A 25,542-nucleotide genomic window follows, 5' to 3' on the forward strand; every position below is an offset into this window, starting at 1 on the left:
GGTCGACGGCGGGGAACTGGATGCGAGCGTGCGGCGCTGCGTCGCGAGGTACGCAACATATAAGCCAGTCTCCCGGATTTGCGCCTTCTCGGCCTGCTCGTCCGTAATGAAGAAAAGCCGCCCGTCGTGCGCCCGCACAACCAGTCCGAATGCCTGGGGACGAGAATTCATGAGCGCTTCCACATCGTGTTCCATGGCACACTCCCTTTGCGAAAGAGGACCCCTGCTTCTGGAGTCTAGGCCGCTCGCAACCCCAAGACAAGTTCCATGGCCCTTCCCACTTGTTCATCCCCAATGGCAGCGTCTCGTTCGCTGGATGATGTTCGGAGCTACGTCGTCCTCCTGGAGCGCGTGACGCACACGCCTCGCGGTAACTAAGCGCCCTTGACACTCCGACGGGCGAGACAGCGCGAGTAGGGCGCAGTCAGCACCCTCGCGCTAAGGAGGAAACGGCCAAACCTTTTGTCAGGCAGGCCGTTTTCAATGAGGCAGTGTGGCGGTTACCGACGGAGAGACCGCCTAGTTGATGAGCGAGCTGCCAGCCGGCGCGGCAGCCAGCTGCTCGAGCTTCTGCTGATACATCGCCGCGAAATTGATTTCTGGAATCAGGAAGACCGGCAGCGTTGCGCGCGTCTGGAAGTCGGAGATATGCGTGCGCAGATATGTCGCCAGAATCGCGTTGCAGTGCACTTCCAGCAGACCCGTCTTCTCGTTATCCGGGATGTTGCGAATCTCGAAGACGCCTGCCGTTTCTACTTCGAGCAGGTAGACGACTTTTTCTCCGCGCTTTGCCGTCAGCGTGCAGCGCAAGGCGACCTCGTACAGGTCTTTGTCCAGCTTCTTGTTCGCCGGCTGCAGGTTGAACTCGAGGTTCGCAGGGCTTTCGTCGAGAAACATCGTCGGCGCGTTGGGCATCTCCAGCGAGGCACCCTTCAGAAACGCACGGGCGAGGTTGAAGAAGGGCTGATTTTCGGGAAGGGTCACGTCGGACATGGAAAAGCTCGTTCTGAGGGAGGAAGTGAGTGCAGCGATACGTTTTAGCCAGGCTTTTCAAAACATTCTGGGCGACACGCTTTACATAATGGTCTCAATGGACCCGGCTGCCTGTCAAGCTGCAAAGCACAGTAAGGGATGTCTATTTTGCTACACACTTTACGAAAGCCTATTGTCAATTTAACAAACATCTATAGAATCCCTCTTTGCCTTGTTGGACGGACCTCTTCGGCTGCTGTCGCCGACACACGATTCTTTTCATTTAACAAAATGTTGCACCCCGCCAATCCTTCCCCGTTTGGAGAGTTATGAACACCCGTATCCCCGCAGCACGCAACCAACGCGCCCAGTCCACTCCCCGTTCGGCTCTGCGGCCGGCCGCGCGCCTCGCTATCGCCCTGTTGTCGGTGTCGAGTGCGGCACTTTATATGAATGCAGCAATCGCACAGACGGCCCCGACACCTGTCAGCAACGAAGCCATCACTAACAGCAGTTTCGACGTCGGCACGGTAACCAACAGCGGCATGACCGGCAATACGCTATCGGGCGTCAATGCGAACACAGGAGTCATCGACCAGACCAGCGGTGGTGCGATTTTGGGCGGTCAGATTGTCGGCACTACGGTCTCGGGCACCACGCTGACCGGCACCAACCACAATGCTGGTGTGCTGGACAACTCCTCCGGCTCGATTCAAGGCGGCAATATTGGTGGCGCGGCCGTCAACAACTCCTCGCTGTGGGGCACGACTTCGAATTTCGGGGTTATCCAGGGTGGCCAGGCGAACAGCGTGCTGATTCAGTCGAGCACCTTCACTGGTGGCACGATGTCGAACAGCACGATTCAGTCGACGACCCTGAGCGGCACGAACAGCAACCTGGGCACGCTCATCGGCGGTACGTACCAGAACGCCCAACTCCAGGGCGGCCAGATTAGCGGGGCACAGATTACCAACACCCGTGTCGATTCCGGCCTGCTGACGGGCACCATCTCGAATATGGGCGTCATCAGTGGCGGCGGTATCAATGCAGCCACTCTGACGAACTCGACAACTCAGGGCGGCACCGCTGATTCCGTGGCAATCACGAACTCGACGTTCACCGGTGGCAACATCAACGGCGCCGGTATCAACGGCGCGACGCTTTCGGGCGTAACGACCAATACCGGGACCATTCAAGGCGGTGTTGTCGACGGCGTGACCATGACCAACTCAACGGTCAATGGTGCGGCTATCAACGGGGGGACCGCCACGGGCATCACGTTGGCAGGTACAACCGCTAACACCGGCACCATTCAGGGCGGTGTTGTCGACGGCGTGACCATGACCCACTCAACGGTCAACGGTGCGGCTATCAACGGCGGGACCGCCACGGGCGTCACGTTGGCAGGTACAACCGCTAACACCGGGACCATTCAGGGCGGTGTTGTCGACGGCGTGACCATGACCCACTCAACGGTCAACGGTGCGGCTATCAACGGTGGCGTCGCTACGGGCCTCACAATTCAAGGCGGTGTCGTTTCCGGCGCGAGTATCACTGGCGCGACCGGCGTCACGTCCACGGGCGTTATTCAAGGCGCAACCGTGACTGACGGGAAGGCTACGATGTCGGGTGGCAGCATCGCTGCGCCGGGTTCGGCCGACGTCGGCGGCGGTCTCAAAGTGACAAACGGAACGACGACCGATTCGCTGCACGTCACGGGTAACGCGACGGTCAACGGAGACCTGACGGTCAACGGCCAGCTCCACCTCACGGGCGCAGGGCAGGGTACCGGCCTGGCGGGGAATGGTACGAACGTGGGCACCGGCTATCAAACAGACATCACGAACGCCGTGGACAACAGCTCGGCATACGGTGCGAAGGCAGTCGCATCCGGCTCGGGCGGTACTGCTATCGGTGCAGGCGCGCAAGCCAAGACGAACGATACGGCAATCGGCACGAACGCGAACGCGAAGGCGGACGGCGCGGTGGTTATCGGCGCGAACGCAGTAGTGTCGTCGCCCAACGCCGTCGCCATCGGCTCGGATTCGCAAGCGAACGCGGACAACTCGGTTGCGCTTGGCCACGGCACCATTAACAACCAGGCGAACACGGTCGCCGTGGGCAACCGTCGCATCACGCAAATGAGCGCCGGCCGTGCGTCGGACGACGCTGCAACCGTTGGTCAGTACGAAGCCGGTGTGGCACAGGCGATGGCCCTGTCCTCCATCGTGCCGATGGTTGACAAGGACCACGTGATGGGTATCGGCGGGGCGGTCTACGGCCACTCGCAGGGTGTGGCGATTGCCTACGGCCAGCGCGTCACGCAAAACCTGAACATCAAAATCGGCGTGTCGTATTCGCCGAATTCGGGTTCGACGACCGCTGTCGCCGCCGGCGTGAATTACGGCTGGTAAATCGGCATCGCGCGGGACTTTACGTGAGGTCGCGTAGAGTCCCGCGCTTATCGTTTTCTTGCGAGATTGTGAATGAGCGTTATCTCCAACATTTTCCGGCACCTTGTTGGCAAGCCCCTTATGGAAGTTCGAGGGGGCAAACCTATTGCCACCTTCAACAAATTGCAGTTCTGGGTGTATCCAGAGCTTTGCAGAGTGCAGATGCACGAAGCGTTGAGTCACTGTGACGAGCGCTCCCGGGTTTTCCAGATGGCCTGGGCGAAGGCGCATTTTGGGCCGAGCATTTTGCTTGTCAGAGAAGCGACGACACGATAGCCGTCCGGCAAGGCTGCATCAGCGGCGGCGGGCACCTTCAGTCAGAGAGGCATCGCCGTCCGGTTCAAGCTTTCAGAGAAATCTTCCCTGATGCTCCGGTTGCGGCAAAAAGCATGTGTCGCGGCGCCCGAAGATGCGGTATCGGTGACGTGCCGCGAAGCGGTACAGGGAGTTCCTCAAGGGACCGGGAACCAACCAGCCCATCCAGAAGAGCCGCCACGGCCACCCCAGCTCGTGTAAGACACGGAATATGGCGGCGGTCTGCTGGAACGTTTTCTCGCCGTCGATGAGCAGCAACGTCTCAAGGCAATCGACCCGCAGGCCCGCACGCGCGAGGCACTCGGCGCCGGCCGCCGACTGGATGGACGCAAATTGGAATACGCGCCGCCGGTCGCGTTTCAACAGAAACTGGACCCACCCGCTGCACAGCAAGCACTCAGCATCGAATACGACTACCACCGTCGTTCTCCCCGCGCGGCAGCGCGAGCCACCCCGAATATGACACGATAAGCTGGCTGCGCGGCCAGTGCGCCTCGATATCGAAGCGGAAGCGGCCCTCGCTACCGCTCTCCACAGCCCGAACACGAGGCATCGCGAAGGCCGGAACCGATACTCCCAGACAGCTGATGCGCTTCAGGTGCATGACGAGTCCCTTCGGGCCGCCCTCGAGCGTAAACCACAGCGTGACGGGACCCAGCCTTTCGCTCAGAAAACCCGAGCGCTGCGAGAGACGTGAGGTCATCCGCCGGGTAGGGAAAAGGCGCGTCCACGTCTCGGCATCGCTTTGGGCCGAGAGTAGAAACGCGAAGGGCTGCGCCGGCGCCGCACCAGGGAAGCCCATCACTTTCGCAAGAAGCGTCCCGATACGGGATTCGGCGCCGCGAATGGACACCTGACCGGAAAGGCAGTGGCAGCCCCGGAGAGCGTGGAATGCCTGCACCTCGGACGGCAAAGTCTCGAACGCCGCCCCTAGACAGCGCTGGTACAACGACGCGCGGTTCAAAGGGCCTCCTCATGGTCGCGAACCGCCAGGCCCGCCCACTCGCGCCGAAAATCCTCCAGCTGCAGCACTCCGCAGCACGGTTTGGCACCGCGAATATCAAGCTGCCCCTCGGTGAGCTTGCGTACGATTGCGGCGGCAAGCGTCGGGATGAAGGGGCCATCATTTCGCTCGGCCACTATCGTCCACCGGCGGCGCCCGGCTTGCCCGTCCTGGTCGGTTCCGGCGAGCTCAACATGCATGGCACCGGCGTCGGACCCAAACGGCAGGAGCAACTCGCTCGCCCAGTGCAGCGCCGGCGCGAAGCGGCTCAGATTTGGCAGCAACCGCCAACGCCGTAGCCAACTGAGCGCCGCAAGTCCAAAGTGCAGCACGGGCAACTCCTGGCCCGCACGAAAAGTAACCGACCGAACGGACCGGTGCCGTGCGGGCTGAATCACGAGGTCGGGAACGTCGCAGAGTGACAACCAACGCCGACCAACAGGCGCGGGATAGTCGTGCGCGGCTTGCGCGCACCATCCAAACTCATGCGTCCACCCTCCATGACGCCAAACCTGAATGGGTTCGCCGCAGTAACCGAGAACGGCCGCAACAGTCGCTCGTCCCCGGTCGGTCTTGTTGCCGGGACTAATACCCATATCGATGCTCGACACATCAGAGAATGTGCGCCCAAGCTGGTCGATGGCGGCACCGGAGAGCGCGGGTAGCGTGCTCACGCCGCTCAGAACCATCACTCCGGCGTCCTTCGCTTTCGCGTCGAGCTGCGAGATGCCGTCAACAAAATCGCGGCCGTCGGCAAGGTCGAGGTAATGGCACTTCGCTGCGATACACGCCTGCGCGACCCGGTAGTCCTGCGCCTGGAAAGGGCCGGCCAGGTGCACGACGACGTCGGCACCGATGCATGCGAGCTCGGAGGCGAACGACTCTGACGAGACGTCGAGCCGCATGGAGCTCACGCGGGGCAGTGCGCCATCGTTGTCGGGCGCGGGCGGCACGCGCCGGCCTGCGAGGACCAGCGAAACGTGCGGGTTCCGCAGCAGCAGCGTAGTCAGGCGCCGGCCGAAGAAGCCGTAGCCCCCAATGAGGAGAACCTTGAGATTTTGGGTTGCCATGCTCAGTGTAGGCGAGAACCGGGGAGATTTGGTCCACCCGCGCACAGAAACAAGAACCCCTCGAAGCCCGTAAAGGCGCCGAGGGGCGAATGAGCTTTTGTGACTGGTTAGTCGAGGCAGTCGATGTACGGCTTTGCCAGGTGGGCGTAAACCTCCGGCATCGTCACATCGCCGAGCTCCTCGTAAAGCGCGCGGGCGCGCTCGACAAAGTCGTCTGCCTCATGTCCTTGCAAAAAGATACCGTCGGCACCGCCTATGGATACCGTGCTCATCGCGCTGTCGACCTCGATGTCAACGTCGCTAGCGTATACAACGTCCGCAGCGATGATTTCGCGCATGCTCGTGCCTTCTTGCGTCATTTCAAATGTCCTCAGGGGTAAAGCCAGTGTAGACACGCGGCAACACGGGCGAAGCCTCGCGGCGGCCGTAGCTCCCCTTACACCGGCGAGTAGCCCCGAAAGGTCAGGCTGATGCGCTCCCCGCAGTCGTAGTCCGCCTTTGGAATGCGATGCTCATGCGTCTGCTGCATCCCGGGATGCATCAGACAAAGGCTGCCGGAGGCCAGCATCAGCTTCATTTTGTCGGCCTCGTAGCGACTGCCCGCCGGCCGGAACCATATCTGGCGCTCAGCTCCCAGGCTGACAATCGCGATAGGGCGCTTCGGGTCCATCGTAGGGCCGTCGTCCGCGTGCCATCCGAGCTGGTCCTTCTGGTTCTCGTAACCATTCAGGAAACAGACCTCGAAGCGCACTTCGGCCAGCTCTTCCAGGTCGCGCTGGATGTCGAGCATGACCGGATGCCACGGCTGCGGCAGATATTCGCGCTGTCCGACGCCGCGACCGTACACGTACGGAGTCGGCACATCGTTCGCGTAGTACTCACGCCGGGGCGTGTTGCCGCGTCGCTCCCACGCCAGCTCGTCCCAGAGAGCGCGGAACGCAGCAGCCGGGTGCTTTACAAAATCGGCGTAGTACGAAATCGGTGTGGTCATGGCAGTTCGGGCCTGCATTGGCATTTTTGTGGTCTGCAGATGTTACAACCTTTGCAAGGAAAAAACACCAGGCGCGCCGACGAATTATTTTGATGGCGCCTCAGCGGCAAGTTCAGGACCCTGGACATAGATAGTCGTTTACATAGAACCTTAAGTTCTAGGTTTACAGGTTCTAGGTCCGCTGCGGCGCGGACTGTGTATGCATCGAATTTTAGACTGCACAATCAAAATTTTTGCCCAAAAGACCGTCGTCGCCCCGGCGCGCAATCGACGTGCATCCTTTTCGATTTCAGAATCGCCCGATTGAGGCCGACACGCCTTTACAAATCCCGAATTTATTGTAAAATCCCGCTCTTTCGAATCAAAGCAGTCATCCATGTCGTCCAGTACCACGGCGCCGCAGTGCGTCGAGCCGTTGCTTTCCGCGCTTGCATCGCATCGCCTGAGTCATCTCCCGCCGCTCTATCAACGTGACATCGTCCCTGGCCGGTTCGAGGCGGGGCGCCAGGTCAACTACTATTCCGTCACGGAGGCGGCGTACGCCGGCCGCGATGTCGCGCGTCTGAGCGAGGTATTCGCCAAAGAGTCCGCAATCCGGTACAACCGCCCCTTCGCTGGTTTCGAGAAGGCAGAGGCCGTTTCCAGCGTGGCGCTCTATGCCGATTGTGGAAGTCCACGCTTTGCTGACTTCCCACGCGGGCTAAAGAAAACCGCGAAGCGAGCCGACTACTGCCTGGTTGCAAGCAATGAGGCAGGAGAGGCGGCCGGCTACATTGGGTTCGGACTTTGCATCGCGCCAGCTTTTGAGGCCGACCTTCAGGGAAGCACTAAGGCGCTGACCGTTCGGCTTAACGTCGAGCTGACCGACATCTACACACGAAAGCGGTTTCGCGTGAAGGGCGCTGCCAATGCGATGGTCACTTACGCGGGCTTCGCCATCCAGGAGGGGCTAAGTCACCTCGCGCATAGCCTTGCGCCGCTCGCTGGCGAAGTCGAAACCCCTGTGAACATCACGACGCGCGTCTCCTCGGCGTTCAGGAGCCAGTCATGGACCAAGGCGCACGAAAAACTTGTGGAGGTCGCAGCTGCCAGCGCGGCTGCCGTGCGCGCAACGCATCGCAGTCGATTCCTCGAGATAGGGGGCGTCGAAGATGAGCGCCTACTGCCCCCTCCCGTCGCGCGTTCGTTATAGGCCGTGGCGCCGTTGACGCGGTGGGGCTCGACATACACGCTGGAGCGGGCTGCTCCGCCATGTCGCAATAAACCGAAGAAGCTTTTCGCTACACAAGAAAACGCTTCGGAGAAAATAAAAATGCGCTTGAAATTCAAACAGGCCGGCTTCACCCTCGTCGAGGTCGGCATGGCCGCCGCCATTTCCGCCATGCTTGCCATGGGCGGACTCTGGGCGCTTGCGGAAAACGCGCGCTCGCAGGTTGCGGACGCGCAGGCCGACCGACTTAACGAACTGAGCAGCGCGGCAACCGCTTACGTCAACGCGAACTACGCGACCCTTCAACAGGCGGCCCCCTCCGTTCCAGGCTTTTCGAACCCGCTTGCGCCGACGCTCGCGGAGCTGCAGGCGGGTGGCTACCTGAACCCTAACTTTCAGAACGTCACTCTCTACGGCAACGGGCTACAGTACCAGGTTGCCCTCCAGAAATGGCCGGCTGCGTGCACGCCCGCGACCTGCAACGTCGGCAGCGTCGTCTACATCAATGGTCCGATTCCGGACCTCTCGAAGCCCGGCAATATTGACGGCGCAGCGCTTGGCGAAGCCGTCAATCGACTGGGCGGAAACGGCGGCTACAGCACGGCGGCCAACCCGAACCAGATTTCAGGGTCCGGTGGCACATGGAACCTCGTGAACCCGGTCGCAGGCAAGGCGGGGATTCTCGCGATGCAGAACAATGCCGTCGCGGGTGCGTCGAGCAATATCTTTTTGCGTCGCGACGGCACGAATGCGATGACGGCCAACCTCAACATGGGCAACAACGCCCTCGCCAATGCGACAAACGGCTCCTTTTCCGGCACTGTAACGGCAGGCGCCGCAACGGTCACCGGTGCGTTGACCGCTGGCAGCGCGACAATCAATGGGCCTTCGACGGTGAATGGCCCATCGACGGTCACAGGCACCCAGACTGTCGGAGGTAACCAGACCGTCGGTGGCAGCCAGACTGTCAGTGGGAACCAGCAGGTCAATGGTTCGCTCACTGCCGGAAACACGACGATTTGGGGAAGCCACACGGTCAACGGGGCGCAAACGGTCAATGGGAGCCAGACCGTCACCGGTAACGCGCAGGTCAATGGTTCGCTCACGGCCGGAAACACGGTGATTTGGGGAAGTCACACGGTCAACGGGACACAATCGGTCACGGGCAACCAGACCGTCGGCGGCAGCCAGTGGGTCTCTGGCACCCAGTCCGTCACGGGAAATCAATGGGTCGGCGGGAACATCACGGCCAACAGCGTTCAGGTACCCGGCGGGAACAACCTGCGTGTCGGAAGCAGCGCCTACTATGGCGACGGCACAAACTCTGCCGTACGCCAGAATGGCGGCCTTTTCGTGCAGCACTTTGACGGCTCGGCAGCACCGCTGAATACCGGGGATATCACGGACAATGGAAACGCAACTATCGCCGGTAGCACGTGGAGCGGTAATGCCTACATCAGCAACAACATGCAGTCAGGACAGGTCAATACCGGTTGGCTTTACTCATGGGGCAGTGCCCGGGTAGACGGGAATATGTCGGCGAACACGCTTCAACCGACGGGAGTCGCGGGAGTGGGCGGCAGCTGCGGGCCTTGGGGAGTTATTGCTCAGGACGGCAACGGACGCATCCTGGACTGCGTGAGCGGAGTCTGGACGGCGATGTCGCTGGCGCCGTCCATTGTTTCGATGGGGTGGGCGGCGGACCTCCGCTCGTGCGATTATTGCGGACCCGTTACGACCTTTGACCCGCGCTGGTACACAAACCGAACGGTCACCAAAATCTTTGGGGATTCGTATTCGCAATCCTTTGGCTCGTCACCCGCATACCTCGAAGTCCAATGGTTTAATGCAGGGGGAGGGCTGATGCGGGGTTGGACGCGAGTCTCGGGGTTCAACATCACCAGTGGTAACGATGGCGGCTCAGGCATGGATTCCGACTCCAGCATTACCATCCCGATGATTGACGGGTCTGCTTTCGTCCAGCTACGCGGCGGCGGTAGGCGCGGGGCTTTCGTGACGATAAACGCCCTCGAAGCAAACTGATTAGTTTGCGCCTCAAAGAGAAGCGGCCTCCTGGGTCGCTTCTCTTTTTCATGGCGGCTTTACAAAACAGGCGGCGCCCTTCACAATTTACACTATGAAAAAAAGCCTATACCTCGCTACCCCGATGCTGGACTGGCAATGCCACAGCACCTACGCACAGAGCGTCCTCTCCTTGCAGCAGGCCTGCTTTGAGCGCAATGTCCCTTTCCAGTATTCCTGGGTCAATAGCGTGAGTCTCGTGACGGTCGCGCGTAATGTCTCATTGGCGTCTTTCCTCCAGTCGGGCGCGAGCCATCTGCTCTTTGTTGATTCCGACATGGGCTTTGCACCCGAAGGCATCTTCGCAATGCTCGAAGCTGAGAAGCCGCTCATCGCCGCGCTGTGCCCCGGAAAGGAAATGGACTGGCACCGCGTCGCCAGCGTCGCGCGCAGCCGGCCGGACATCGCGCCTGACAGCTACCCGCTTCTTGCGGGGAAATACTCGGGCACGGTCCAGTTCAAGCCAGACTCAGCTATTCCACTTGACGCGCCCTTCGAGGTCGAGGCCATCGGCACGGGCATCATGCTGATTGCGAGAGAGACCATCCTCGCGCTCATTGCCGCCCATCCCGAAACCGAGGTTTCGGTAACTGGGGCAATCTCTCGGCTTTTGCCGGGCATTTCGAGCTATCACGCGCTCTTCGAGACTTCAATCGTCGACAAGCAGCACTTCTCGGAGGACCTGACGTTCTGTCGCCGCTGGCGAGCTATCGGTGGTCAGGTTTGGGCGTACGCGGGCATGCGGGTTACGCACACCGGCTCGTACCATCACATGGGCGACCCCGCAAGCATCGCAGCGGCGACACGACAATAAGGGGAAGCGCGGCGTCGCGCGGCACCGCGAATCGGCTAACATCGTTAGGAAGGCGGAACGGGCACGAACTCAGTGCCCGGACGATAGCGAGGAACCAGGGAACCGTGAGTAGCGTTGTGCCCTCAGTTCAGCTTTTCGGTGCCGCGCCGTTAGCGAGTAATCCGGGTATGCCAGTCGCAGCGCAGTGTCACTGTGAAATACTGAGTCGAACCTCGAGAGAAGAAAAACCGCCAGCTATGTCCGCTCCTCCAGAAATTGTCCGCCTCGATGCGCAGAACAATATGCCCGAAGCAATGCTTGCTCTGCTGACAGCCATGACTGCCGGCAATTCGTTCGTGGGCATATACGACGACCGGGACTATCTGCGGTACGCAAGCGACAGCTTCCTTCAGGCGTTCGATATCGAGGCGGGTCAGGTCGCCACTTTTTCGAGCATCATCCTTAGCTCCGCCCGAGGCAAGAAGGGCGTCCGTATTGACGCGCGGGACCCGCATGCGTTTATTGCAGAGGTTCAAGCGCGGCGGCGCGTGGCGCATCCCACCAGTCCGCGTCAACGTGCCTTTCCAGTCGACTTTGTGGACGACAGGTGGTTCTGGTGCTCCGAAACGTTGCTTGCCAACGGATGGATTGTCCTTACCGGCTCGGACATTACGCCGCTCAAGCACAGTGAGCGAGCACTGGTAGCAGCGCGGGACCATGCGTTACTGCTTAGCCAGGTTGACGAGCTTACGGGAGTAGCGAACCGCCGTTTCGCGCTTCTGAAACTCGACGCATTGATGGCTACCGCCGAGCGCGACGGCACCGTTCTGAGCGTTGCGCTGCTGGACCTCGACCACTTCAAGACCATCAATGACCGGTTTGGCCATGAGGCAGGGGACCGCGCGCTACGACACTTCGCCCAACATTGCGCTTCACGTCTTCGCCCTGACGACGTCTTCGGCCGACTGGGAGGCGAGGAGTTCGTCATCGTTTTTCCGAACACCCAGTCAGCCGACGCGAAGACGGCAATCGAACGCATTCTTAGCACAATCCCTGCGGTTGTGCTGGATGAGCGCAGCGCAGATGAGAGCCTTTCATTTTCTGCGGGTGTTACCGAGGTCCTGCGCGCCGACATGCGCAAAGAGGTGCTCCGCCGCGCCGACAAGGCGCTCTATCGCGCGAAGCAGACCGGACGGCGGCGCGTCGAGACTGCCGAGCTATTGAAGGGCGGAGCAAGTCCGGCAGCCGACAAACCCACCGGGCCGGTCTAAGTCCCGGAGGTACACTGAACTTCACAACCCGGTTTTTGGCGGCATCAATGACGAATATCAAGACACAGAGCCTTTCCGGAAATCGTCTCGACTTCTGGGTCGCGAAGGCGCTCGGATACACATTCCACTACCAGCCGACAACCAGTACAGATTGGTTTTGCCGGTCAGCTGACGGACGCGTCACCTTCTTCGAACTTGGCTGGGCGGGAGCTTACGACACGCTCGACAAGCACGCGGAACTGCGTTTTTCGCGGGACTGGGCGACCGGTGGCCCCGTGTTTGACCGGTACGCCAAGACCATCGTCAGCCAACTGGTCGGGTGGTTTGGCCCGACGTGGGCCGCTAAAACGCACGCCGATAATCTGAAGTGGCTGATGCGGGCTTTCGTTGCCACGCACTTCGGCGAGGACGTCCCGGCCAGGTCTGATGACGAAGTGCGGTACGAACCAGCCGCGCTTGCTGCGTTGCCGGACCCCGGTGCATGGGGGCAGGCTGACTAGGCTCGTGCGCATCGCTCATGAGCGAGACTCGCGTTTGTTCCTGAAGGCCTTTTGAGCTGAGACAAAAGAAAACCCCGCCAAAACACGAGCGGGGCTTGGGGGCGCCGGGGGCAAGTTACTCCAAGCGGCCGCTTGGCCGCTCGCGCGATGGCGACGGCGCAAGGTATCCGGCCAAAACGAAAATCAGACCGCTTCCGATAAAGGACAGCACGCGCCACATCGGGCTGGCAGCACTCATATCGAGAAGGATGAGCTTCGCCACCACCACCGTGCTAATGGAGGCCCCCGCGAGCCACAGCGTACGGTCACCTAGCCGTGAGCCTATGACAACAGCGAAAAGGCCGGTTGCTGCCCACGCGATGGTGATTACGGAATAGGCATTTCCGATTGCGAGCAGGTACGCCACTATCAGTGCCGCGCCGCCGGCTACCACGGCGCGCCGCTCGGACATGGGTCGCTCACGGCCGAGCACCACGAGTGCGACGCACATCCATACCGCCTGCATGGGAACCCACCCCGGGCGCGTGTTAAACATGACTGCGCCAACCCATTGGGCGACGAACCCAAACGCGAGACCGTACAGTGCAGTCGCAGACACAAAGCGCGCATCCTCGCAGTCAGATACCCAATTGCGGACTATCGGCAGTCCAAGCGCCAAGGCCAACGCGAGAAGTATCCAGCACGCGAGCGCCGTCAAGTTCGAGGCGTCATGCGTCATTGGCACATGCTGTAAGGTTAGGGCGCCGATGGCGAGCGCCCCAGACAAGACAACTGCAAGCCGCAATTCTGGCGTGCGAGGAAGGGTTTCCCGATGGGCAACGACTGCTGCGAGTAGCCAAACGCCGAGAACGGCAACGACCTGAACAAGGCTGGCGACGGGGTCAACCGGAGCGGCAAGTAGCGACGCCGCAGTCAAACCGCAGGTCACCAGTCCATGGCAAACGAGCGCGCTCCAGTCCTTTTCGCGGCGGTGCCAAAGTCCAACAGAAGCCGCCACCAGTCCGTTGACGGCCAAGGCGTAAGCCACGGACGTACCGAATGCAAACTGCTCGAGCGACTTCATCGTCGCAACAAGCACTAGCGCAGCCGATGCTGCGTGCAAGACCCAGGCATCCACTACGCGGCGGCGCGCTACTGCAACCCAGCCCATCGTAAGAACTGTCACGGCCGCGACGGTTGCTGCCACGGCCGTCAGCGGGTCTAATCCCACCGTGAGCGCGTAAGCTGCCGGCAAGGCCGCGACCAGACGCAACGCCCCGGGAAGCAACAGGTATGCTGCAACCGCGACGGAACCGGCTAGCAACGCGGTCAATGCTGAGTCCAGCCCCGGCGCAATGACGGCAGTGAGCAGACTCGCTACCGCCATCAGCGCATGGATGGCCTGAAACTCTTGCGCCGGCTTCTGGCCGCCAAAATACCGCCAGCCGTGAAAAGAAGCCGCAAGGAGCGAGGCTACGCACAGGCCCAGACGACCGCCGACCCAATACTCAAGGCCCAAGACCACCGGAGTCAAGATGCCGGTCATCAACTCAAGCGTCAGCTGCTCTTCACGGCTCACAATGGACTCGAAGTCGTACAGGACCGGGTAAAGCGCGAACATCAGGCCGTAGCCCGCGATAAACGCCTGTTGCGCCACCAGCGGCAACGGGGCCGAGCCGCCCGTATAGACGCCAAGGCCGACGAGGAGGGACCAGACAAAAGCCTGAGCCGCCATCTCGAGCCACCGCTGGCGAAGGCCTATCCAGAGGCTCGCCGCGTTGACGAGGAGCCCGTAGGCGAGGACAACGCCCAGGTGGTCAGTGCCGCGTACAGTCAGAACGGGAGCGAGGTACGCGCCCGCAAATCCCAGAAAGGCGAGCGGTTTGGCGACCTGCCGGTGGCTCAGGCCTATAACCCCAGCTGAGAGCACAGCGAATATCCCGAATGCGAGGGGAGTCGGCACCATCTCGTAAAAGGCCATCGCGGCGTATACCGTGAGGTACAGGACCGCCGCGCCGCCACCTTGAAGCACTTGCGCGTAATCCGGTCGTCGCTCAACCAGCCGTAGCCCCGCGCCCGTCAGCCCCGCGCCGAGAAGAGCTGCCAGCGCAATTCTCATCGAAGGAGGGAAGAACCCATGCGAGACAAGCATGGGAAAGAGGAACGAACAGCCGAGCAGAACGAGGCCGACGCCGACTGTCGCGAAGGCATTGCGGCGAAGGGTAGTCCACAGCCGTTCTGCCACCGGACCCAGCCAGTCGCGCTCCTCCTCCGCGACGCCACCATCCTTGTCGGTATCGGGGACGATATCGGGGACGTTATCGGGGACGGTCGCCGGGTGGTCAGGGGCCACTCCTTTCGGGACGTGAATGTAAGCAGGGCGGGCAGTCGCTGCCGGCGCGACCTTGTCCGCTTCGCGCGTCGCCGCCGTTTGCACGGCCCCGGATGCTCGCAGCGCGCCCGACTCAAGGGCTTCAACGCGCTCTTGAAGCTGTACCACGAGACGCGTCAGGATTTCGAATCGACCGCGCAGATTTGAGACGTACAAAAGTACGCCAACAAGCGCGATAACCAGCGTTATTACCATCTGGGCCGCCTGAAGTTGATTAATGGGCACGCCTAGCCGAAGGACAAGCGCTCCAAAAAAAGCTGCGCGAAGATGCGCAGCCGTGAATAACTACAGTCCATCAATTTTTTTGATATCAAACCTCTGTATCCACACCGGGACGATATTTCCTTCACCGCGTCTAACCGCGCTCTCGAAGCCGTCTGGCGAAGCGATGAGGACCTCCATTTGCGACGGATATATGAACTGCAACTCGTCGCGGTCAAAGTCAAGCCACGCGAAGTAGCAGGCTGGCTTCTCGCCGGGCAACACGGTGATTTCGACATACGTCGCCTCATCGCCACACATCTCGACCTGAAAAGCCGTCGGCCAGACATTTCGCCACGGGTAATCCGCTTCTTCACTTGCTGCGGCGAACATCAAATGCGACGCCGGCGAGCCACCCTGTATCTCCACAGTCTTGTCTTCCTCTGGCGAACTCAGCCGAAGGCGCCGAGGCCGGATGGTTCCCGGATACATCCACCACGTTCCATCTGTCGGTTCGGTGGTGTGGTCGTTCACCAGCGCGGTAAGTCCTGAAACATCGACGGCCCAGCAGTCCAGGTGGACCGACTGTTTCTCCCTCGTGTCGGTTAGGAAAATCGACCCGAAGCCGGTCTTATCAAAATGAGTACTCAACCCGAATCGCAGGATGCTTTCCCGGCGGTCCCGGGCTGCATAGTGGTACAGCGTTGTGGGTCTTTGCATGGTTGTCCTCAAGGGTGTTGCCTTGTGTAGCCACGCGCTGCTGTGCTGCGCACCCGGGGAGTCTCTTAACGGTTCCGCCTTCTTTAGCGCTACACGTACTAGGACAGCCACTTTTCTAGGACACAAGATGCTCACGCGAAAATTTGTATTGGAAGAAGACTTCGAACAGGGATTTCAGGGATGGAAACCGCTTTTTGTAAATAGCTTTGACCCGGGCACCGGCTATGTTGCCGCGCACGACGCACTCGAGCACGCGCACGGGGACTCTGGAACGCTGGAAGAGGAAATGATGGCCCTCGGCCGGTTCTGGTGGCTACGCCTCGAAAGTGGGTATGCCGACTATTGGTCGACGTTGCATTATCCGAAAGCGATTTCGCTCGGCAGCACTGTGCTTAGCACCATCAACGAAGTCTACAACGATGCCGGTGCCGGCCCCGACGGGTGTCTGCTGCAGCCGCGCAAGCACCGCTCGGCGCTTCTCGACCCAGGTGAGGAAACCGTTCTGGAAGGCGCCATGGAGCACTTCGTTTCGAAGTTCGCCGTGGAGAACGCAGGCCCGGGCGAGGAATCCGACGGGACCGGGGCAGTTACCGATGCCAGCAATCTCTTGGCCATCAAGGCGTGGATTCGCGCGGGATATCGTGACGGACGTCGTCGCTTTCCGGACAATTACGGTGCGGCTTTTGAGCTTTTCCACCCGATTGCAACCGGAGCGGAAAAGCTACGTAAGCGCGCGGAACTTGGTGACGAACTCGTCATAAGCGCAAGTTTGACCGACCATCGCGTCGTGCTCACGCACCGGCCAATGGAGGGTCGACCGTATCGATTTGATGCCTGATTTGTTTCACGCCCCGGCTTCTGTCCGGGGCGTTTTCTTTTTCGCCGCTCCTCAATCGTCGCTATACGAACCTAGGCCACCAACGCCCGCTCCTCTCGCCCTTACGGGTATGGCGAAGTTTGGCGAAGCAAAACCACCATCACTTCATCCTTTGCGAAAGCGAAGGCGATGTGTCGGCAACGAGAGGTCCCCACCAGATAATCGCCTTCGCGATTTTCAGAGGAAAGTAACATGTTGCGTATTCCCGATGCAAAGTCCCAAGCACGCCTGCTGGTCGAGGAACTCCAAGCCCTCGGACTTGAAATTCAAAACCAGCACGCACTCGATGTCGTGGCAAAGCTGCAGGGCTTCCGAAACTGGAATGTCATGCAGGGAACACCGGCTAAACGAAAGCGGACGGTGAACACGGTTGCTCCAGAAAGGGAAGTGGACGGCGCAGTCTTGCGCAACTACAACCCTAACCAGCAGATTGCTGTGACGTGGTCCATCGGTGATGTCCTTTCTGTCCGGGCAGACCTGACGGACGACGAGGCGTTCGACGTGCTCCATATCGCACTGAGGGAGCATGACGCGACAACAGGCATCACCTACGATGTGCTCCAGTCCCACGCCGACTACGCCTATCCGCGTCGACGGTTTCCGTGCACGATTCAGTACACGGGGGGCAACGGCACGCGACGGTCCGTTCGCGCGGAGTGGAAAGCGGGCGGCGACCGCTCGTTCATCGTTGAGGGTGACCCGAGTCTTGACCTTTCAGGAGACTCAATGACGGTCGTTTTCGACGCCTTGCCCGGTCAAACATTCGAAATGGACGAGGACGACCACGCCGCACTGTTCGAATCGTCGAATGAGTCGGCACACGATTTGGCAATGGAGCTACTTGCTGCTCAGAAGTCTTGATTTATGAACCACGGCCTGACAGCCGTGGTTTTTTTCTGAGCACCCCGTGCAGCCCCCGCGCCCATCAGCCATCAGCCATCAGTACGCAGCCTTTGTCGCGCGCGCAGTCATGAGGGGGTACACGCCCTCTCGACTTATCTGCGCCGCAATCTTGCGATACTGCCGGACGACGCGGCCGGCAGCGAACAGTTTCTCTCGGAAGTGTTCTGTACGCGCCGCCATCTTCTCGGTCCCGTCGCTCAGGAGCGGGTTCAGCAGGATAGGCCACGCGGCGTCCCCCCAGCTTATCAACGCATCCAGGTCTTCGTCCGAGTCATTGACGCCATCCTGCAGGACGACATTGAGCTCCACACCCGAGAATTGGGACTGGTGCCGGCGCATGGCCTCGAGAATGTCCGCCAGCGGCGCGGTACGAGGTACCAGCGCAGAGCGCACACTATCGCGTGCGGCGTGAAGCGAAAATTGAAGCCGGGTAGGGTAGCCGCCGCCATCGAGCTTCCCGAGGAGCGACGCCGCTCCCAATCCGGAGAAGGAATAGCGCACACAGTCGAAATTTGCGCTGATATCAGGCAGTGCACTGCACACCTGTGCGGCGGCGCGCCAGTTGAGCGCAGGCTCGCCTTCACCTGTGAAAGAGAGCTCAATTGGACGGTCGTCTGGCGGCGCACCGTCAAGGCACGTCCGCACAAGTTGCAGCATCTCATCGGCGCTCAGATTGCGAACCAGCCGAGTCGCGCTCGAAATGCAGAATGTACAAGCCACGCGGCAGCCCAATTGTGACGGCACACTGATGATGCGCCTGTCCGCAAGACCAATGTCGACTGCACCCGTCCGATACCCTTCGAAAAGCACTGGGCGAAATCTTACGCCTAGAAAACCCGATTCCATCGCAGAAGCACCCAGCGCCAGAAATCGGGTATATCGCCCGGTTTTAGCTCGCCTTCGACAGAATCAACTCGCCAGAAAAAGCCCGCCATGGAAGGCGGGCCGGGTTAATCAACTGCCGAGCTTAAGCTCGTTCGCTCTCTTCGTGCGCTGTGCCGCCGAAGTTGCGAAGGTTGTACGTTTTGCGCAGAAGTGCTTCGTCGTACGTCACGATGGTTGCTCGAGGAAAGGTCATGTTGGCAAACCTGCGCCTCTCACGCTTTCCAAGCTCCGACCAGCGACGCGGTGTTCCTGACGCATCCGGAACGGCCAAGCCGCCGCTGATGTACTCCTCGATTGCCGTCAGATGGAGTGTTTGTAAAGCCTGCCGCGCCCGCCGGCCTTGATGGCGCGCTGCAGCTCCACTATACTTTACAAACAAGCAACAACAAATGGCCAACAATGGACATGGAACAGACGCTGCGCGGTATTGCAACAGGCGTTCGAAGCTGGGCAGAGGAATATGCCCGAAGCCATCCCGAGCAGCCTTTTGACCTCGACCTAGGCGGAATGTGCGGCATTGCTTCGGCCCGCATTCATCGGCTTTGTGAGACGGCAGGATTGGAGCCGCTCCTTCACGTATCAGCGAACGACTCGCACATGTTCGTGACATGCGCGGGGTTTCTGGTGGACGTAACCGCGACACAATTTAGGGAAGCGTCTCCCGTGATAGTGCGTCCCTACGCGAACGCACCGAGCGAACCGGACTACTGGCGGACTGGCCGGACCTACGCCTCCGTATCCGAGGCAAAGTCTTACCAGGTTGATGCCGATTGGCCATTCGAACAGCTCATTCTCTCACACGTTGAACCGGCCGCCGTCATGTAGAATCAGCGAATGGAAAACGCGAACGGTATCTCTGCATATCTCAAGGCGGCGGCGCGCTTTGGCAACGTGCCGGCCGTGCTGATGACTCGTCACGGAAAGCCCTATATGCCGTCTATGCTTCCGACCGGCATATCGCGAGGGAAGCCGCAAAGCTGCTTCATGAACGCGACCCTTCTGGCCGCCGAGCGTTCGGACCTCACGTACGTCGAGGGTCTGGCGTTCTCGGAGTACCCGGTGCCCGTCTCGCATGCATGGTGCATCGACAGGGACGGGCACGTAATCGACACAACCTGGCCGTTTGTCGAGACCGCCCGCTACTTTGGCATCGCCCTCAAAACTGCACCCGTACTGGCGCTGGTCCGGGAGAAGGGCGTCTATGGGCTGTTCGATAGCCCGGTTTTCTGGAGCCAGGCGTGGGACCTGAAGAACAAGGCGCCGACCACCTTCTGGTTTGATGCGCTAGCCGACCATCCCTCTGAACGCATTGCGCCGCCCGGCGACCAAGAAAAAGCCAGCGCGTAGCGCTGGCTAAATAAGTCGAGAGGCCGTTATCCCGATTTGCTGGCCTGCCGAATGCGGGCCGGCTACCTTCCGCCCGCCGGCGTCAGCCTGCGGGCACCGCGCGTTCGTCCTCCAGATGCGCAGTACCGCCGTAGTTGCGGCGATTGTAAATCTCACAGAGCGTCGCCTCGTCCCAAATCCTCGTTTCGTTCCGAGGAAACGAGGTTCTGGCGAAGCGCCGGCGTTCCCGCACGCCCAGGTCCGACCAAAGCCGAAGTTTTCCTTGCTCGTCAGGAACCGCGAACTCGTTGAGGATGTAGCGCTCAATGGTCCTGAGTCGCTGCTGCCCGTCAAGGACGATATTGCTGAACTTGTCGAAGCTCTTCCCGTCGGACATCTCGAAATCATTGACCATGTGCGTCGCGAGGTCCATTCCCAACCAGATGCTTTCGATGAACCGCACCTGCTGCGTGTGCGTCCACTTGAAGGCTCGCTGCCATGACGGGAGCGGAAGCCCCATCACAAACCGGTCAGCCCACGGGTACAGTGCGCGGTCTTCCTCGAAGTGACTGAGTCGATTGAAGAGGTCCTCGATGTTGGTCTGCCGAAGGGTGGCCTGAACGTCCGGCCGAGGCATCCGGACATCGGAGTTCTCGTTGGCGTCCTTGCGTATTAAGTCGATTCGCATTGTGTCCTTTGAAAAATGGTTGTGCCTAGCCTCGTATAGCGCCGAGACGCTATACGAGGCTGGACCATTCAATTTCTTTGAGGGCATTATGAGCTACCAGCCGCAAATCCCGGAAAACCTTAATCTGGTTGCACCCGCCGGCGAAACCCCGCAATTCCAGCACGACTGCAACGCCTGCGCCTTTTTGGGCCGGTACGTCAACGAGGAAGGGCGCTCCTGCGACCTGTACTACCACGGAGGCCATTTCCAAAAGACCGTAATCGCGCGCTTCTCCAGCGAAGGTCCGAACTACAGCTCTGGTCTCGACGGTTTCTCCTACGGCCGCATCGACCACCTGTCGACGGCCCGGCTGCGTGCGCAGACGCTGGGCTTGCACCAGTACGACGTGCATGAGGCGTTGCGCGACTACGTGCCGGGCACCGTGCACGAAGTAGAGTTGCACGCGGCGCTCCCCACTGCGCCAGAGATTGTGGCGTACGAGGCTATCAAGGCCGGCGAGGTGGAGAAGGGCATGACAATCCTGCGCACTCTGGTTACCGCGCTTCAGGAGCGGCGCGCCGACGTGGTTAAACGCTACGGCGGTCCGGCTTCTGCTGAACTGGTGATGGAGGGTTATGTGCGCGCGGTTGCCACTTACACGTTCAATCTTCCTGTCACTCCGTCATCCGTGGGTGATTTGGGTCTCGATGCGGAGTTCACCCTCTTGCTCGAACTAGAGGTTCTCGAGTACGAGGCCCGCGAAGCCGCTGGCAGCAACACCGCTGTAAATTGATTTGCGTAATCCCCCGGCAAGCTTGCTTCCCGGGGGATTTTTTGTCGCTCCCCCTACGCGAGCAGGCGGCCGATAACGACTGCGGTCAGGTGCCGGGCGCGCGTCTAGAAGAGCCGACGAAAAATACCACTTTGCGGAGACGGGCTGCGAACAGCAGAACTCGAAAGAAAAGCCCCGCCAGCGAACTGACGGGGACTCGAATGATGCAGCTTTTTTGCGGGCTAGTAAAGACGGACACGGAAACTGCGAAAACCGTCCTTCGACGTAGGCCCGTACGAGCCTGTCACCAAGTTACCCCCACCACCTTCTTCCATGTCGTCCCGGTTGTACTCATTGTTTCCAACGATGTCACCACCGCTTCCACGCGTCCATTTAACGGTGCGCAGCAACTCGAAAAAGCGCTTGCCCATGTACGACTCACGTGCGCGCTCGCACGCGCGATTGCCTTCGCTCACTGCCCAGCGTACAGAGCGGCCTTCCTCGATGAGCGTAATGCCTCCGTCGCCAGCGTCAAATTCCACCGTCTTGCCCGTTGCCAAAGGAAAGTCCTTTTTCAGAGGGCGGCGCGGTTTGTCGCCGGGCTTCGCAGGATTCGGCGTAAGCAAGTAGAACACCTCCTCGGCGGAGCGCAACTTGAAGGGATAAACCTTCACCTCGCCGTAGGTGTATCGTAGCGGTGACTGCTGGGACGCCGTGAGCAGGCGCTTGAAGTTCAGAAGCCAGTCGTAGCCCCGCTTGCCCTTTGCGTCTGCGAGCAGGGCGTCGTATGCCTTCTGCGCAAGTTCGAAGTCATGCGTCTGCGCCTTGTTGAAAGCGTCGCGCAGTGCAGCCTTGAACTTTGCCCAATCCGCCGACGGAATAACTAGCGTCCCTGATTCCCATTCATAACACGACATACGGTTTTCTCCTAAGTTGGCCTCGTGAATCCGGTATAGCGAAGCGGACCAGCCGAAAGAAACGCCCCCGCAAAAATCGCGGGGGCGAGTCAATCATCAAAGAGGAAGGAGCGAGCCTTCTGTTATCGACGTTTCCTCAGGCAGGTCACCTTCGAGCGCAGCTTGACGGTCCATCTCCTTGCGGTCGCCCAGCGTCGTCTTTTTCGCTTCCTTGACCTTCAGCACGAGATAAGCGTCCATCGCACGATTCACGAAGGTCCCTAATGCGCCGCTGACGACGAGCTCGTGGAACTCCATCATGAACTCTTCGCCATGCGTATGCGCGGCGGCGCTTTGGGTGTCGTGCAGGTTCTCGTGAATCAAGTACGCCCCCACCTTCGTCAAGTGAGGAACCAGAGCACCCTTGTGACCGGGTAAAGACAAGTTCTCCCTGTTAAGGAAGATAACGTCTGCTCCCGTGTACCACGCGGCAGCGGTGTCCGACTCCCCAATGCGAATCTGGCGAAGCTTCTTGCCATGAAAGCGCGAACGCAACTGCCAGAACATCGACTCGTGGCCCTCGCGGATGGCGCGCAACACAATCAACTCTTTCGCGCTCAGCGCTTTATCCTCCACCGGCTCGTAGTTCTCACTCAGCGACGCAGCAACGAACTCAAACTCCTGGTATGCTGCGAGCGCGAACTGCACGTTTCCAACGAGATGCGGAGCGTTGAACCGCGCCGTGCCCGCGTCGATAACTCGCTTGAGCAGGTCCGGCAAGGTACGTGCGCCGAACCGTTCCAGAGTCTTCGGGGAAAGCACGACTGCCAAGCCTGACTTATGCACCTTGTCAGCAATGACGCTGCCGGCCTGCGGACTCATCACCAGCTTATTCGCCGACTTGCTGACGCGGCTGACGAGCTCACCGAACGACAGGTGCTTACCAGTGATGTCTGTGAGGACCTTGTCGCCGTCCACCGCCTGCGCGAACTCAATCGCATTCGGAAAGTCAGCCGATGTGAGCGCATACGCGCGCGATGTGCGATACGGCTCGTCCATCACGGGCTTCTTCTCCTGACGCTCGCGCGCGTATGCTCGCAGCTTCGCGGCAACACGCTTCCAGACCTCGCACTCCTGAAGCAGGATGTCGTTGCGGGCAAAATTCACCTGCAATTGGCCCTTACTCACGACCACGCCCCCTACGCCAAACTGGCCGCTGGGATAAGCTCGAACGAGGGCGCCCTGGTTGTAGACCGTCAGTGAGTTTCCGTCGAGACGAAGCCGGTAATAGGCATCGTCATCGACCAGCGTCCATTTCTCCTTATCCATCTCGACGGAAATGCGTTCGCCGTTGAGATACACCGGAATAGGGATGTACTGGCACAGCTGCTCGAGGCCTTGTTTAAGGACCAGAAAGTCGGATGGCCGAAGCTTGTCGTACCACTGCCCCTCGATGACACAACCTGTCTGGAACGGCAGGTTTTCGTGTAGCATGAAACCCAACCCTTCCTTGATGTTGACGTCCATGCGGAAGGTGCTGCTTCTCCAGCTATTCAAGGAGAACGACATGATTTGTCCTCGACCCATACGGTAGCGACCAAACTTTGCGTCGCCCTGTTTGTGCGGAGTACCAAAGCGTTTGAAAAAACGCAAAATCTCGTCTTTGTCCGCGAAGCCCTTACCGTCGTCGGTAGCACCAAAGCCGCGCTCGTTGAGCGTGATATCAACGCGGGTAGCGCCGGCATCGACCGAGTTCATGACGATTTCCAGCAATGCCTTGTCCCGGGTTCCAGCCTGCGACCTGATGATGTCCCACAAAATTGCCGGGTCGAGTTCGAAGTTCTGGTATTCCTGATTCTGTCCCATCGTATTGTCCTCGTTAAGGAAGTTGGTCCTTCGAGGTATAGGAATCCACGCGGCGCCGACGCCCGTTGGCGTCAACCCCGCTTAAAAAAGAACCGGCGCACAAGGCGCCGGCGGCTAAATAAAGGTCAACTGCGATTAAGGTAGGTCCTGCGCTTCACACCGTCTTGCAATGCTTCACCATGTCGAGCACTTCCTTCGGCGGTCGAAGCGGGCGAGGGGGTTTGGTAGATGGCTTGCGCTTTGAGACCGCGTGCCGAGGCAACCGCGCCTCGACCTTGCCAAAGCTTCTACCTGTCAGCACGCGCTCGTACACCGCCATGATGCGCTCCGCGTAGTCGGGGTCGTTGCCAAACACTTGCACTGACCCTTCGTGCTCCCGCTCCAGGCTTAGTAGCAGCGGGTTGTGCGTAGCGATGATGACCTGCTTCGTCGTTTTCCGGACCTCGCGATGGAGCCAGCCGAGTCCGTCCAGGTCCAAGGCACTTTCCGGTTCGTCGAGTACCACGACGTCGAATTCGTCACTCTTGAACACATCCTGCATCTCGCTGTACCGTGCCTGCCCATGGGACATTTCACGTTGCAACATCGCGACCCCCAGCTCACGGCCCGTCATTGAACCGTTGGGCATGAGCCGGCCACGATGGTCACGCTTGGCGAACAGCCGGAGGTTATCCAGCTCGCTGGACATGAACATCACGGCCTTGCAGTCGCCAGTCGGGAGCACCAACGCGGACTCCTCCGTCCAGCGCGGGTTCGGAGTCAGAACCAGCTCGCGAAACGCGTCCAGGAAGGTCGATTTGCCGCTGCCGTTCGGTCCGACCAACACGGTGATACGGGTGAGGGGAAGCAGGGGGCGGCGCCGGACGCGGGGGAACAGCTCTTTCGATTGGAGTTAACATGATTTTGAATACCTCTGGAATTCGTTTACATTATGGGCCTACGCCGGTATAGCCAAATGCGGCCCCCCATGGCCCAAACCCGGATGTGCCTATACAAAATTTACGCAACACCCATAAAGGACAAGAATGCTTCCCATTAGTGCCGCCGACTTTCACGGCGCAATCAAATCGCCCCGCCACCGTGCGCAACCGACGAACACTGGCACCTCCCTCGAGCTACTGCGGGAGCGCGTCCAGAATGCCTTGGACCAGCAGCTGGCCGGCGTTCGCATGGAGCAACAGCCACACAATCTCGTCATTCTCGGCGCACCCGAATGGCTCGACGAGCTTCAGGCTGAGCTTCGCGGACAAGGCTTCCTGGTCAATCGGTCGCTTCTCCGGCGCTACAAGCACCGGCAGGCGAGCGTCGACGCAGGATACGATGCTGATGCGCTCATCGTAACATTGAGTCGCGGGCGCGACGCAGCCGAGCTGCTCGTTGAGTGAGCGCGAACCGGCC

General features: G+C 60.1%; 27 protein-coding genes. 13 read left to right on the forward strand and 14 right to left on the reverse strand.

Going from position 1 to position 25,542, the window contains the following annotated elements:
* The coding region (locus F6X40_RS23430; protein WP_187629398.1) for a hypothetical protein at positions 1-195 on the reverse strand (195 nt) is incomplete at its 3' end.
* Positions 196-519: 324 nt separating this feature from the next.
* The gene (secB, locus tag F6X40_RS23435; protein WP_187629399.1) at positions 520-993 is read right to left on the reverse strand and encodes a protein-export chaperone SecB; all 474 of its coding nucleotides are present in this window, start codon (positions 991-993) and stop codon (positions 520-522) included.
* A gap of 308 nt (positions 994-1,301) precedes the next feature.
* On the opposite strand from secB, the gene F6X40_RS23440 reads away from it, so the two are divergent.
* On the forward strand, positions 1,302-3,386 hold the full coding sequence (locus F6X40_RS23440; RefSeq protein WP_187629400.1) for a YadA family autotransporter adhesin: 2,085 nt from the start codon (positions 1,302-1,304) through the stop codon (positions 3,384-3,386).
* Between the two features lie 72 nt (positions 3,387-3,458).
* A complete protein-coding gene (locus tag F6X40_RS23445; RefSeq protein WP_187629401.1) occupies positions 3,459-3,701 on the forward strand; it encodes a hypothetical protein in 243 nt (80 codons plus the stop codon).
* A gap of 72 nt (positions 3,702-3,773) precedes the next feature.
* Here F6X40_RS23445 and F6X40_RS23450 read toward each other — a convergent pair whose 3' ends face one another.
* From F6X40_RS23450 to F6X40_RS23470, 5 genes are all read right to left on the reverse strand, one after another.
* Positions 3,774-4,160 carry a thiol-disulfide oxidoreductase DCC family protein gene (locus F6X40_RS23450; RefSeq protein ID WP_187629402.1) on the reverse strand — a complete coding sequence of 129 codons (387 nt, stop codon included), beginning with the start codon at positions 4,158-4,160 and terminating at the stop codon, positions 3,774-3,776.
* On the reverse strand, positions 4,138-4,704 hold the full coding sequence (locus F6X40_RS42495) for a DUF4166 domain-containing protein (protein ID WP_187629403.1): 567 nt from the start codon (positions 4,702-4,704) through the stop codon (positions 4,138-4,140). Before F6X40_RS42495 ends, F6X40_RS23450 begins: the two co-directional genes overlap by 23 nt.
* On the reverse strand, positions 4,701-5,813 hold the full coding sequence (locus F6X40_RS23460; RefSeq protein WP_187629404.1) for a saccharopine dehydrogenase family protein: 1,113 nt from the start codon (positions 5,811-5,813) through the stop codon (positions 4,701-4,703). The genes F6X40_RS42495 and F6X40_RS23460 overlap by 4 nt, the downstream gene beginning before the upstream one ends.
* A 107-nt stretch (positions 5,814-5,920) precedes the next feature.
* Positions 5,921-6,172 (reverse strand): hypothetical protein, encoded by a 252-nt coding sequence (locus F6X40_RS23465; RefSeq protein ID WP_187629405.1) that lies wholly within the window; start codon positions 6,170-6,172, stop codon positions 5,921-5,923.
* Between the two features lie 77 nt (positions 6,173-6,249).
* Positions 6,250-6,804 (reverse strand): alpha-ketoglutarate-dependent dioxygenase AlkB, encoded by a 555-nt coding sequence (locus F6X40_RS23470; protein WP_187629406.1) that lies wholly within the window; start codon positions 6,802-6,804, stop codon positions 6,250-6,252.
* 376 nt (positions 6,805-7,180) lie between these two features.
* Here F6X40_RS23470 and F6X40_RS23475 point away from each other — a divergent pair, with 376 nt between their 5' ends.
* The 5 genes from F6X40_RS23475 to F6X40_RS23495 all read left to right on the forward strand — a co-directional run bounded on the left by F6X40_RS23475 (position 7,181) and on the right by F6X40_RS23495 (position 12,660).
* Positions 7,181-7,996, forward strand: a complete 816-nt coding sequence (locus tag F6X40_RS23475) for a hypothetical protein (RefSeq protein ID WP_187629407.1) — start codon at positions 7,181-7,183, stop codon at positions 7,994-7,996.
* A gap of 120 nt (positions 7,997-8,116) precedes the next feature.
* Positions 8,117-10,057 carry a type II secretion system protein gene (locus F6X40_RS23480; RefSeq protein ID WP_187629408.1) on the forward strand — a complete coding sequence of 647 codons (1,941 nt, stop codon included), beginning with the start codon at positions 8,117-8,119 and terminating at the stop codon, positions 10,055-10,057.
* A gap of 94 nt (positions 10,058-10,151) precedes the next feature.
* A complete protein-coding gene (locus F6X40_RS23485; RefSeq protein WP_187629409.1) occupies positions 10,152-10,910 on the forward strand; it encodes a hypothetical protein in 759 nt (252 codons plus the stop codon).
* Between the two features lie 236 nt (positions 10,911-11,146).
* Positions 11,147-12,160, forward strand: a complete 1,014-nt coding sequence (locus tag F6X40_RS23490) for a sensor domain-containing diguanylate cyclase (protein WP_187629410.1) — start codon at positions 11,147-11,149, stop codon at positions 12,158-12,160.
* Between the two features lie 47 nt (positions 12,161-12,207).
* Positions 12,208-12,660 (forward strand): phage protein NinX family protein, encoded by a 453-nt coding sequence (locus F6X40_RS23495; protein WP_187629411.1) that lies wholly within the window; start codon positions 12,208-12,210, stop codon positions 12,658-12,660.
* Between the two features lie 115 nt (positions 12,661-12,775).
* Here F6X40_RS23495 and F6X40_RS23500 read toward each other — a convergent pair whose 3' ends face one another.
* A complete protein-coding gene (locus F6X40_RS23500; protein WP_187629412.1) occupies positions 12,776-15,226 on the reverse strand; it encodes a DUF2339 domain-containing protein in 2,451 nt (816 codons plus the stop codon).
* Positions 15,227-15,316: 90 nt separating this feature from the next.
* On the reverse strand, positions 15,317-15,952 hold the full coding sequence (locus F6X40_RS23505) for a hypothetical protein (protein ID WP_187629413.1): 636 nt from the start codon (positions 15,950-15,952) through the stop codon (positions 15,317-15,319).
* Positions 15,953-16,079: 127 nt separating this feature from the next.
* Here F6X40_RS23505 and F6X40_RS23510 point away from each other — a divergent pair, with 127 nt between their 5' ends.
* Both F6X40_RS23510 and F6X40_RS23515 read left to right on the forward strand, forming a co-directional pair.
* Positions 16,080-16,790 (forward strand): hypothetical protein, encoded by a 711-nt coding sequence (locus F6X40_RS23510; RefSeq protein WP_187629414.1) that lies wholly within the window; start codon positions 16,080-16,082, stop codon positions 16,788-16,790.
* Between the two features lie 231 nt (positions 16,791-17,021).
* Positions 17,022-17,690, forward strand: coding sequence for a glyoxalase superfamily protein (locus F6X40_RS23515; RefSeq protein ID WP_187629415.1), 669 nt, complete (start codon positions 17,022-17,024; stop codon positions 17,688-17,690).
* A 78-nt stretch (positions 17,691-17,768) separates the two neighbouring features.
* Here F6X40_RS23515 and F6X40_RS23520 read toward each other — a convergent pair whose 3' ends face one another.
* Positions 17,769-18,578 (reverse strand): radical SAM protein, encoded by an 810-nt coding sequence (locus F6X40_RS23520; protein WP_262421521.1) that lies wholly within the window; start codon positions 18,576-18,578, stop codon positions 17,769-17,771.
* A 438-nt stretch (positions 18,579-19,016) separates the two neighbouring features.
* Between F6X40_RS23520 and F6X40_RS23525 the strand changes: the two genes are divergently transcribed.
* A complete protein-coding gene (locus F6X40_RS23525; protein ID WP_187629417.1) occupies positions 19,017-19,442 on the forward strand; it encodes a hypothetical protein in 426 nt (141 codons plus the stop codon).
* A gap of 9 nt (positions 19,443-19,451) precedes the next feature.
* Complete coding sequence (locus F6X40_RS23530) at positions 19,452-19,964, forward strand: hypothetical protein (RefSeq protein ID WP_187629418.1); 513 nt, start codon at positions 19,452-19,454, stop codon at positions 19,962-19,964.
* An 82-nt stretch (positions 19,965-20,046) separates the two neighbouring features.
* Here the strand turns inward: F6X40_RS23530 and F6X40_RS23535 are convergent, their stop codons facing one another.
* Entirely contained in the window at positions 20,047-20,631 is a 585-nt protein-coding gene (locus F6X40_RS23535; RefSeq protein ID WP_187629419.1) for a DUF262 domain-containing protein, read from the reverse strand.
* An 88-nt stretch (positions 20,632-20,719) separates the two neighbouring features.
* Here F6X40_RS23535 and F6X40_RS23540 point away from each other — a divergent pair, with 88 nt between their 5' ends.
* Positions 20,720-21,403, forward strand: coding sequence for a hypothetical protein (locus tag F6X40_RS23540; RefSeq protein WP_187629420.1), 684 nt, complete (start codon positions 20,720-20,722; stop codon positions 21,401-21,403).
* A gap of 221 nt (positions 21,404-21,624) precedes the next feature.
* On the opposite strand, the gene F6X40_RS23545 is transcribed toward F6X40_RS23540, so the two are convergent.
* The 3 genes from F6X40_RS23545 to F6X40_RS23555 form a co-directional block, all read right to left on the reverse strand.
* Positions 21,625-22,299: a hypothetical protein gene (locus F6X40_RS23545; RefSeq protein WP_187629421.1), complete on the reverse strand. Its 675-nt coding sequence runs from the start codon at positions 22,297-22,299 to the stop codon at positions 21,625-21,627.
* A gap of 96 nt (positions 22,300-22,395) precedes the next feature.
* Positions 22,396-24,144 carry an ATP-binding protein gene (locus F6X40_RS23550; RefSeq protein ID WP_187629422.1) on the reverse strand — a complete coding sequence of 583 codons (1,749 nt, stop codon included), beginning with the start codon at positions 24,142-24,144 and terminating at the stop codon, positions 22,396-22,398.
* Between the two features lie 154 nt (positions 24,145-24,298).
* Complete coding sequence (locus F6X40_RS23555) at positions 24,299-25,021, reverse strand: AAA family ATPase (protein WP_316251840.1); 723 nt, start codon at positions 25,019-25,021, stop codon at positions 24,299-24,301.
* A 265-nt stretch (positions 25,022-25,286) separates the two neighbouring features.
* On the opposite strand from F6X40_RS23555, the gene F6X40_RS23560 reads away from it, so the two are divergent.
* Complete coding sequence (locus F6X40_RS23560; RefSeq protein ID WP_187629424.1) at positions 25,287-25,529, forward strand: hypothetical protein; 243 nt, start codon at positions 25,287-25,289, stop codon at positions 25,527-25,529.
* Positions 25,530-25,542 lie beyond the last annotated feature (13 nt).

Origin of the sequence: Paraburkholderia sp. UCT31, assembly GCF_014397655.1 — a bacterium.
GTDB lineage: Bacteria > Pseudomonadota > Gammaproteobacteria > Burkholderiales > Burkholderiaceae > Paraburkholderia > Paraburkholderia tuberum.

What these genes read in the sequence shown, in the direction of transcription:
- secB (WP_187629399.1), bottom strand. Translation starts at nt 993, where the DNA reads ATGTCCGACGTGACCCTTCCCGAAAATCAGCCCTTCTTCAACCTCGCC.
- F6X40_RS23440 (WP_187629400.1), top strand. Translation starts at nt 1,302, where the DNA reads ATGAACACCCGTATCCCCGCAGCACGCAACCAACGCGCCCAGTCCACT.
- F6X40_RS23445 (WP_187629401.1), top strand. Translation starts at nt 3,459, where the DNA reads ATGAGCGTTATCTCCAACATTTTCCGGCACCTTGTTGGCAAGCCCCTT.
- F6X40_RS23460 (WP_187629404.1), bottom strand. Translation starts at nt 5,813, where the DNA reads ATGGCAACCCAAAATCTCAAGGTTCTCCTCATTGGGGGCTACGGCTTC.
- F6X40_RS23465 (WP_187629405.1), bottom strand. Translation starts at nt 6,172, where the DNA reads ATGACGCAAGAAGGCACGAGCATGCGCGAAATCATCGCTGCGGACGTT.
- F6X40_RS23470 (WP_187629406.1), bottom strand. Translation starts at nt 6,804, where the DNA reads ATGACCACACCGATTTCGTACTACGCCGATTTTGTAAAGCACCCGGCT.
- F6X40_RS23475 (WP_187629407.1), top strand. Translation starts at nt 7,181, where the DNA reads ATGTCGTCCAGTACCACGGCGCCGCAGTGCGTCGAGCCGTTGCTTTCC.
- F6X40_RS23480 (WP_187629408.1), top strand. Translation starts at nt 8,117, where the DNA reads ATGCGCTTGAAATTCAAACAGGCCGGCTTCACCCTCGTCGAGGTCGGC.
- F6X40_RS23485 (WP_187629409.1), top strand. Translation starts at nt 10,152, where the DNA reads ATGAAAAAAAGCCTATACCTCGCTACCCCGATGCTGGACTGGCAATGC.
- F6X40_RS23490 (WP_187629410.1), top strand. Translation starts at nt 11,147, where the DNA reads ATGTCCGCTCCTCCAGAAATTGTCCGCCTCGATGCGCAGAACAATATG.
- F6X40_RS23495 (WP_187629411.1), top strand. Translation starts at nt 12,208, where the DNA reads ATGACGAATATCAAGACACAGAGCCTTTCCGGAAATCGTCTCGACTTC.
- F6X40_RS23500 (WP_187629412.1), bottom strand. Translation starts at nt 15,226, where the DNA reads ATGGTAATAACGCTGGTTATCGCGCTTGTTGGCGTACTTTTGTACGTC.
- F6X40_RS23505 (WP_187629413.1), bottom strand. Translation starts at nt 15,952, where the DNA reads ATGCAAAGACCCACAACGCTGTACCACTATGCAGCCCGGGACCGCCGG.
- F6X40_RS23510 (WP_187629414.1), top strand. Translation starts at nt 16,080, where the DNA reads ATGCTCACGCGAAAATTTGTATTGGAAGAAGACTTCGAACAGGGATTT.
- F6X40_RS23515 (WP_187629415.1), top strand. Translation starts at nt 17,022, where the DNA reads ATGTTGCGTATTCCCGATGCAAAGTCCCAAGCACGCCTGCTGGTCGAG.
- F6X40_RS23520 (WP_262421521.1), bottom strand. Translation starts at nt 18,578, where the DNA reads ATGGAATCGGGTTTTCTAGGCGTAAGATTTCGCCCAGTGCTTTTCGAA.
- F6X40_RS23525 (WP_187629417.1), top strand. Translation starts at nt 19,017, where the DNA reads ATGGACATGGAACAGACGCTGCGCGGTATTGCAACAGGCGTTCGAAGC.
- F6X40_RS23530 (WP_187629418.1), top strand. Translation starts at nt 19,452, where the DNA reads ATGGAAAACGCGAACGGTATCTCTGCATATCTCAAGGCGGCGGCGCGC.
- F6X40_RS23535 (WP_187629419.1), bottom strand. Translation starts at nt 20,631, where the DNA reads ATGCGAATCGACTTAATACGCAAGGACGCCAACGAGAACTCCGATGTC.
- F6X40_RS23540 (WP_187629420.1), top strand. Translation starts at nt 20,720, where the DNA reads ATGAGCTACCAGCCGCAAATCCCGGAAAACCTTAATCTGGTTGCACCC.
- F6X40_RS23545 (WP_187629421.1), bottom strand. Translation starts at nt 22,299, where the DNA reads ATGTCGTGTTATGAATGGGAATCAGGGACGCTAGTTATTCCGTCGGCG.
- F6X40_RS23550 (WP_187629422.1), bottom strand. Translation starts at nt 24,144, where the DNA reads ATGGGACAGAATCAGGAATACCAGAACTTCGAACTCGACCCGGCAATT.